The organism is Microbulbifer variabilis, assembly GCF_020524905.1.
Lineage (GTDB): Bacteria > Pseudomonadota > Gammaproteobacteria > Pseudomonadales > Cellvibrionaceae > Microbulbifer > Microbulbifer variabilis_A.
The window spans coordinates 78057-84960 of sequence record NZ_JAIVKI010000020.1; the positions used below are offsets into that span (position 1 = coordinate 78057).

At 41.6% G+C, this 6904-nt stretch carries 5 protein-coding genes; 2 read left to right on the forward strand and 3 right to left on the reverse strand.

Annotation, left to right across the window (positions count from 1 at the left end; genetic code table 11):
* The first annotated feature begins 1 nt into the window (after position 1).
* Both LC073_RS18280 and LC073_RS18285 read left to right on the forward strand, forming a co-directional pair.
* A complete protein-coding gene (locus tag LC073_RS18280; RefSeq protein WP_226648762.1) occupies positions 2–1165 on the forward strand; it encodes an acyl-CoA dehydrogenase family protein in 1164 nt (387 codons plus the stop codon).
* A 552-nt stretch (positions 1166–1717) separates the two neighbouring features.
* Positions 1718–2452 (forward strand): YrbL family protein, encoded by a 735-nt coding sequence (locus LC073_RS18285; RefSeq protein ID WP_226648763.1) that lies wholly within the window; start codon positions 1718–1720, stop codon positions 2450–2452.
* A 619-nt stretch (positions 2453–3071) separates the two neighbouring features.
* On the opposite strand, the gene LC073_RS18290 is transcribed toward LC073_RS18285, so the two are convergent.
* The 3 genes from LC073_RS18290 to LC073_RS18300 all read right to left on the reverse strand — a co-directional run bounded on the left by LC073_RS18290 (position 3072) and on the right by LC073_RS18300 (position 6689).
* On the reverse strand, positions 3072–4136 hold the full coding sequence (locus LC073_RS18290; RefSeq protein ID WP_226648764.1) for a serine hydrolase domain-containing protein: 1065 nt from the start codon (positions 4134–4136) through the stop codon (positions 3072–3074).
* Between the two features lie 92 nt (positions 4137–4228).
* Positions 4229–4600: a glyoxalase gene (locus LC073_RS18295; protein ID WP_226648765.1), complete on the reverse strand. Its 372-nt coding sequence runs from the start codon at positions 4598–4600 to the stop codon at positions 4229–4231.
* A 589-nt stretch (positions 4601–5189) separates the two neighbouring features.
* Positions 5190–6689 carry a vanadium-dependent haloperoxidase gene (locus LC073_RS18300; protein WP_226648766.1) on the reverse strand — a complete coding sequence of 500 codons (1500 nt, stop codon included), beginning with the start codon at positions 6687–6689 and terminating at the stop codon, positions 5190–5192.
* Between the last annotated feature and the right edge of the window lie 215 nt (positions 6690–6904).

Genomic DNA, 6904 nt, shown 5'->3' on the forward strand with positions numbered 1-6904 from the left:
TATGTACGATATAGACGCCTCCCGTATGGCAAGCCCTTATTACGATGAGAGCCACCAAGAATGGCGCAGCCAGCTGCGCCGCTTCGTCGACCGTGAAATCACCCCCTACATCACCCAGTGGGACGAGGAAGGCCAGCTGCCCGCAGAGCTTTGGAAAAAAGCGGCCGAAGCAGGCCTCCTACAAATGGGCTATCCGGAAAACTATGGTGGTATCGAATCCGATGCCTTTCATATGATCGTTGCCGCGGAGGAACTGGCGCGCCCCGGAGCCGGCGGACTCTACGCCAGCCTAATGGTCCATGGCATCGCCTTACCCCCGTTGCTGCACTATGGCAGCGAGGCCCTGAAGGATCTGGTCATTCCCGCCGTCTTACGTGGCGATAAGCATATTTCCCTGGCAATTACCGAGCCAGGCGCCGGCTCCGATGTTGCCAATATCCAGTGCCGCGCAGTGCGTGATGGGGATAACTTTATCGTGAGCGGCGAAAAAACCTATATCACCGGAGGCATGCGCGCTAATTGGTTTACTACTGCAGTTCGCACTGGCGATAAGGGCTTCGGCGGTATCTCCCTACTCCTTATACCGGCGGATGTTACCGGTGTTAGCCGGCATCTGCTCGATAAAAAACAGGGGTGGTGGTGTTCAGATACAGCCAGTATCTTTTTTGATCAAGTACGCGTACCCGCTAGTAACCTGATTGGTGGCGAGAACCAAGGCTTCCTGCCAATTGTGCACAACTTCAATCGCGAGCGCCTCGGTATTGCCGCTTCCTGTGTAGAATTCAGCCGGGTATGTTTACAGGATGCCATTGAGTGGGCCCAGGAGCGCCAGACTTTCGGCAAGCGTTTAGCCAACCATCAAGTAATCCGGCATAAATTTGCGCAGATGCTGCAGCGTATCAATGCCACCCAAGCCTATTTGGACCTCTGTGCTTGGGCAGAACAAAAACAGCAGCTTAAAGTAGCTGATATCGCCTTACTTAAAGTTCAAGCGACAGAAACGCTTGAGTTCTGCGCCCGAGAGGCTATGCAGGTATTAGGTGGCGCAAGCTATATGCGTGGAGGGCGGATTGAGCGTATCTATCGTGAAGTGCGGGTGAATGCGATTGGTGGAGGATCTGAAGAAATTATGCGGGATCTGGCTTCCAGGCAGATGGGAATCTAATAGTTCAAAATGCCCTTATTAAAATTCATTTATAAAATTAATTTTCGATAACTGGATAGAGTCAGTCTATATAACCCTATCCAGCTAGAAGTTTATTTGATGATATTTCTATTAACCCAACACTCTGGCAGATATCGATAACGTAAATATTGAATTCAGACTGCTTTGCCCAAAAAAGCTAGTGAAAGTAAGCAAACTTGCAATTGAAAACTATAGAACAGGTCCAAACGTCTCTGTTCTCACAGTGGGTAATTACTAAGCCTGCAATCTGGCAAGACATTAATTCTAAATTCTCAAGACCAACAATTGGTTATTTCCTGAGCCAACTATTAGTCTATTTCTTTTCATGTCATGAAACTTTAATTTAAAGTTAAAATCTGGCATCGTTGCCCTCGCTCAATTTCAGGTCGTTTTTTGCTGTAATTTAAACACTTTTTAGAGAAAAAAAGTGAATATTAACTACACTTAGGTGATACGTCCCAATTGATCAGCAGATAAACCTAATAGTTGAGCAAAGGGATAAGAAAGGAATAGGTTTTTGAGTAAGCAATTATGGATTTGCATTTAAGGTTAGACCAGGCTATCGCCAACGGCAATGAGAGACTAGTATTTCCTCACCCGGAATCTGATGATCTACTTATTAAGGTAATCAGTGATCGGTTTAGGAAAAGAATGGATCAAAAGTATTCTATCTCTACCCGACTACGCCGCCTAACCTACTATTGGCCATATATGAAGGAAGTCTCTGAGCACATCTACCTACGCGAAGGTCAGATTGAAAACACTCATTTTGTACAAGACTTTACAGGCTTTGTAGATACCAATTTGGGACTGGGAATCACTGTAAGAGCAGTGAAAAAGCACAATGGAGAACTTGCCGACACCCTAAGTGAGCTAATCATCAACAAAAAATTCAATCAGGAACATGCGGATAGACTTAACGATTTATTCAAATGGTTGGAAAAAACCTTTATCGTCGTTCGTGATTTAAGAACAGTCAACATAGTGTGGGATGAAATCAATGGTCATTTTGTAATCATTGACGGAATCGGTAGTCGTAGATTACCTTCCCTGCGCTCGGTTTCTCGCTTCTATAACCGAAGAGCAAATCGCAGACGTATAGCTAAGCTGTGTCAACGCATCAATAGAGATCTAGAAAATCTTGGCTACAACCTGAATCTTAACTTTAGAAATACCAGCAACCTTATTTTTCTTATACCTTGCACTATTAGCCTGTCTTTCTGGGAGACATTTGAGCAAAGCTATGCTATTGCCATGTCAATTTGATTAGAGCAAGCTTCAATAAAACCAATAATAATTCTACTTGTTTAGGAATATTGGACAACAATAAGAACAGACAGTGATAGAAGGGTTTCACCTAAATACCAATTCGGCCCCATTAATTTTCGGGGCCAAATTAATGTTTTCCTGGATCAATTGACTATGCTTATTTTCTCCAATGAATTCCTCAATCTTTCCACTGAGGCCAGATAGAGAAAGACTGCCATTTTCTAAGGCAATTCCTTAAAATCCCTTAATGTACAAATCCTCATCCAGTTCTTTTTGCACAAACTTCTCTTAAGGAAAAGATTTCTAATGCGCCTGAATCCTAGGATATTAACTGGACGGATATCACCGTCATTAGATCCATCAGTGAATCGGGGTTTTTTCGAAAAAAACACCCGACTCCTTTAAAATTTCGCGACTGGCTCGTTACTCCAACCAAGTATCTGCATACCAGTATTAGCCACCACTTCTCGCGCTGACCATGTACCTCTTAAGGTCTTAGTTACACCATATTGGTAAAAGCAAACCCCTCAGCGAAGTGCTCAGCATATCTACTTAACCCTTCCGTAACTATAACGTTCATAATTGGAGATTAATTATAAGAAACCAGTTTATATAATTAAATTTTATGCTTCAGCATCAACTCTCTTATTCTTTTAGCTATCTCAAAGCGAGGCACTTTGCTGGAATTGGTTAAAATCACCAATCCATCTCTCTCATCAGGATACATAATAATTAGTGACTTATAACCTCGAATGCTACCAGGGTGCCTTGCCACTAAAACATTATCCTCCTGGTAAACTTGCCAACCCAATCCAATTTTAATTTCCCCCCAGTCAGTTGTAACTCTAGGAGCTAACATTCTTTTGTAGGTATCCTTATTGGAAAATATATTATTATCTTTATTGATTGTATTAACCAACCAGCTAGCAAGATCTGATGTATTAGAAACTAACCCCTCACTGGGGAAAAACGCAGTATCAAAAGGGCGTTGCATAGCTTCAGGGATAACCGCGCCTCTGTAGGTCGGCTCAGTATTTGGCTTAACTCCTTCAGAACCATCATAATAACCGCTATCCATCATGCCAACTGGTTTCAATATGTTCTCAGATATATAAACTTCGAAGGGCTTACCAGAAACCTCAGAGACTATTGCACCAAGAACATTAAAGCCAGTATCGCTATATTCGAATTTCCCCCTGGCCATAGGATGTAGATTTTCAGTTACTTCAATCAGGTAAGTCTCTATTGGACGCTTACCAATTGATGGCTTGACGCGATCATCGATACCCGAAACATGGGACAATAAATCCACCACTTTAATATTTGAACCAGAGAAAATCGGCAAATAATTAGAAATATTATCATCTAGACTTAATCTACCAGCCTCTACCAATTGTAAAGCAGCTTGAGCAGTAAAAAGTTTTGAAATAGAAGCCACACGAAAAAGTGTCTTTGCATCTACCTTCTTGCCATTACCATCACTATCCAAAGAACCAGAGCCACCGAGGTAAGCTACTTGACCAGAGATGATCACAGCTACTGAAATAGCAGGAATATTGTATTCTTGCTTAATCTGATTAAGCTCACCAACCATATCCGATTGAAAATCATTTGCTTCCGAATAGGATTCAAAGGATAACCAAAAAAGCGACAAAAAGACTGATAGTTTGAGCCAAAACATATCATGACACCTCATTAAAAATCATTATTTTGGCCAAACATTCCTACGTCTTTCAAAGTAGAGCTTTAACTGGCCGTAATATACTGATCGTATTAATCAGCAGATGAAACTCGAATAATATGCCCGTCAGGATCTTTTACTAAGAAAGTTTTACCAAACACATCTGTATATAAAGCTTTATGTATGTTTATGCTCGATCTTTCCACCCATTGTGAATAGAGCTCTTCAACCTCAACATCCGTTTTTAGATTAATACCAATTTCAGTAAATCTTGGACACTCTTTGTCGGGAACCTCACCACCGGACCAGATTGCAAAATCAGCCTCACCATCGACCTTAAAGACAACATATCTGGGGGAAACAAAGTAAGGTTCTAGATTAAATAACTCCATATAATATCCTGTTGAAACTTGAATATCTGAGACATAAATGAGCTGTAAGTTTGGCTTGTAGAATTTTGTCACACTTAAGTTCCCTGTATTTAATTTGTCTATCAGCAACTTAGAAAGCAAGAAAGATAATCAGTATAGAGAAACGTATCACAATGAAGTGTAGTGAATCTCCTCGAACACCATCGATCTAATGGATAAAAAATCGATATGGTACACTTTCTTATTTTCATCATACTGCTAAAGGCGATATTTTAAACACAAGTTATCAGTCAAGCACTAGCCTGTAAAGCTCTAAACCATTATTCAGAATTCAAACGATGCCTGTAGATTTAGCCCAGCTCATAATTGTACAACAATCAGACAGAGTTTTCGCTCCACTCATTGCACTCTTTTAAACACAGCAGCTAAACTATTTTTTTCACTCGATTCCAATTATTATTAACTCTCCGCTTATAATGGCTGAGTAGACGGCAAGTAAGATACCAATATAGATGTCAGGAACTTCCCTTTTTACAAAAATCTACGAACTAGGAATCAGCAATTATTTTCTAGATAAATATTCCTATATTCAGTAGAAACATCGAAGCCGAATATGGAATAGAGACCATAAATGTTGAGTTCAACCATAAAAAATTATAGTCTCTATCCCAATTACTTATCTTTACTGACCGGCTACTTTTGAAAGATAAAATTGATAGGCACGGTTAGCAATTTCGCGCCCAATCGCCTGGCCCGCTGGAACAGAAGGCTCAAAATGCACACCGCCCCAAACTCGACTGTTACCACAATCCTCCTCAAAAGAAGTCCAAGTTGGGAAATACAAATACAAATCATTTTGTGGTGTTATGCCAGGCTCAATTTGTGAACTGCCTGCAAGCGCAGGTACCGTATAGCTCAATACATCCCCTTCAGGCAAAAAGAGTCTACTTGTTTCTGCATGTGCTGCACAAAAGCTAGCGGAAGCAGATGGATATTCTGGATGATCAGCCACAGGTAGATAACTAGTCCACTGGCTAGCAGGTAAATCATTCACCGTTCCTTTTCCTACTCCACCCCAAGCAGTAACAGGTTCATCTTTATAAATAAAGCGAACGGCGGAAAATGGTCTCACAGAGTTATGACGACGCTTCTCTTTCCAAATTGCAATTGCTGTATCAAAGGCGGCCATATTTGTGAGGAAATCATAGTGAATGAAATCCATTAATGATAAGCCTTGGGATTCCGACGCAAATACCGCGGCAAAACCTAAGCTGAATATCTTCATATCAAATAACTCAGCTTTCATCTTCTGCTCATCAGTTAAGTTGGCAGATGTATTTAGCACGTCATTTACTTGCGCCACATAACTTGGATAATTCCAAATTTTGGATTTCAGAGGTACTGGTGAAGTAAATTCGTCCGGAGACTCATAACTATATGGTGTTGTTAAGGCGATTTGAGGGGTGACGAACTGCTGAACCCGGTATACACCAGGGCGTTCCATCAGAACTGCTGGCTGCCACTTCGAAGGAAAACGTAATTTGTAGGCAGTATTTGCCGGTTTGAAATCAGTGTAATCGGCATAAGGTAAACGATGATATAACTGACCACCCTCGTTACCCAATTGATTCATACCGTCATTTGCACGCCCTTCCAGAACCTTTCTGCCTGCGTAGTTTCCTATACCAATCGGTGTTGTTGTATCTTCTGACAGGTCATGAGGATCTAAACCCATTTCAACCAACATGCTATCCCATTCAGGGGCCAGGTGTGGAAACAGTCCACTTAATACCTTATGAGATGCATAAGAAAGTGCAACATTTAACTCGCTATTATCTTCCGGCTCCGGCATTCGCGCGATATCGGAATATACCCCTTTAGCCGTAGGGTGATAAGGTGCTGTGGCATCATACCAAGAGTTAGTGATCAACGTCGTAAAACGAAGTACTAATGTAGCATCATTGGCAGCGGGCGATACTTCAAAAATTGCACAAGCTGCCGCTGGGATTATATTCTGCACTGCGGCATTGCAACTTTCCAAGTCTATAGAACTACACTTTGGTGGCAATGGCACATTTGTAAGCTGCGGACAGGTGAGAGCTTGTGTCTGCCAGCTTACCGAGACCAACAACATCCCTAAAACACTCTTTAAAGCACGTTTATAAGTTTTATTTATTAACATTGGTTTTCCTTTTTACCTGACTATTAACCCGGCGGATAAGTGGTTCATTATGCTGCATATTTAATTGAGCGGTGTTTAAAGTAGGAAGCTACACGCGCGGGCTTCTTTTGTAACATTCTCATGTGAGAAAGTACCTTGCTTTTCAGCTTCTCTCTCGTTCGTGCTGGCATCCCACTGTGAACGCCCGCTTTGAGATCACAATTCAAATATTCATC